This window comes from Mesorhizobium sp. M5C.F.Ca.IN.020.32.2.1, assembly GCF_004023105.1.
GTDB lineage: Bacteria > Pseudomonadota > Alphaproteobacteria > Rhizobiales > Rhizobiaceae > Mesorhizobium > Mesorhizobium wenxiniae.
This window is the reverse complement of the sequence record NZ_RZSX01001104.1, coordinates 1-1,772: the sequence shown is the minus strand read 5'-3', so window position 1 is coordinate 1,772 and position 1,772 is coordinate 1. Positions and strand designations below refer to the sequence as shown.

Below are 1,772 nucleotides of genomic sequence, written 5' to 3'. Positions count from 1 at the left end.
CACCGGCGCTGCGTCGTCATTGGTCATGCTGCCTTTGCCATTACACTGCTTTTGCAAGATGGATGGTGAAGCGGGTGCCGCGATGGTCGCTCGAAACCTCGATGCGTCCGCCATAATCGGCGACGATATCCTTCGAGATGACGAGGCCAAGGCCGAGGCCTTTTTCCTTTGAGGTGTTGAACGGCGTGAACAGCGATCTAAGGATTGCGGGCGGAATGCCCGGTCCGTTGTCGAACACGCCGACCGTCACACCGTCCGCCGTCTCGTCGACCGAAACCCGCACATGAGCGTCGTCACGGCCTTCCAACGCTTCGAGCGCGTTCTGGAAGAGGTTGATCAGCACCTGTTCGAGCCGGACACGGTTGCCCATGACCTTGAGGGAAGGCGGCGGCAGGTCGATGGCCAGTGCGTCGAGCCGGCCGGCAAAGCGGCTTCTCAACAGCACCACGGCGCCTTCGATGACGCCGCGCAATTCGACAGGCTCGGCGGCGGTGCGACCCTTGCGGGCAAAGGCCTTCAATTCTTCGGTAATGGTGCCGATGCGTTCGGTAAGTGCTGCGATGGCGCCGAGATTTTCCTCGACCGGCGAAGTCTGCTTGCGGTCGAGGAAGACGCGGGCGTTGTCGGCATAGGCGCGTATAGTGGCGACCGGCTGGTTGATCTCGTGGGCGACGCCGGCGGCGACCTGGCCGAGGATGGCGAGGCGGTTGGCCTGGACCAGATCCTGCTGCACCACCTGCAGCTTGGCTTCCGTGCTGCGATGGTCTGATATCTCCGCCTGCAGCCGATCGCGGGCGCGGCTCAGATCCTCGGTCCGTTCGATCACGCGACGTTCGAGCTCGGTGCGCGCCGCCTGTTCGGCGGCGATCCGCATTTGCCCCGACTGCCGCCGCCACAACAGATACGCAGCAAGGCCGAGCAACGGGACAATGACACCGAGTGCAAGGAGCCGCATTTCACGGACCGCGGCGGCGATCGGCGCTTCGGCCGGGACGAGATAGTCGAGCCGCCACGGAGTCGAAGGGACCGGCGTAGAAAGCCTGAGATATTCCGCGTCGTTGCCGCCGGGCGTCACCGCATTGATGATCGACACGTCCGGGCTGAGCGCCTGCGGGCGCGTGATCGGCAATGGCATCAGCGGTGCGTCGCCGAACTGCTGGCTGTTCTGAATGGCGGCAAGATCAGGCCCGGCAAGCGGCCCGGTCGTCATGAAGCGCCAGGACGGCACGCTGGTGATCAGGACGACGCCATTCTCGTCGCTGACATAGGCCGGGCGGTTCGCCTCGTGCCAGTCGGCCTCGAGCTGGTCGAACTCCGCCTTGACGACAACGACGCCGAGCGGTGCGGCATCATCGCCGACGCGGCGCGAGATGTAGAGACCGGGGCGTTTGCTGACATTGCCGAGCGCGAAATATTCGGCAGTTCCGGCCCGCATCGCGCCGGAGAAATAATCGCGAAATCGGTAGTCGTTGCCGACGAAGCTGATCGGCTCGCGCCAGTTGCTGGAGGCGATCGCCAGCCCGTCGGTGCCGATGACATAGAGCACCGAAGCCTTGGTGCCGGAGACCAGCCCTTCAAGCTTGCGGTTCAGCACATCGACCGCAGCAGCACTTTTCTGTGCCAGCGCGTCGCGCACCTGCTGGTCCTCCGACAAAAGCAGGGGCAGGGCGCGCGGGCTCTCCAGCACGGCGCGCAGCAGCGCGACTTTCAGATTGGCGTCGGTGCGGCCTTGCGCCGCCAGTGCCCCAACCTCCGTGGTGCGGCCATAAAGG

1 protein-coding gene is annotated in these 1,772 nt (G+C 64.7%); it reads right to left on the bottom strand.

Translation table 11 applies throughout. The annotated features are described in order from the left end of the window. Positions 1-40: 40 nt before the first annotated feature. On the bottom strand, positions 41-1,772 hold a 1,732-nt coding region (locus EOA86_RS33315), incomplete at its 5' end, for a sensor histidine kinase (protein ID WP_164892266.1).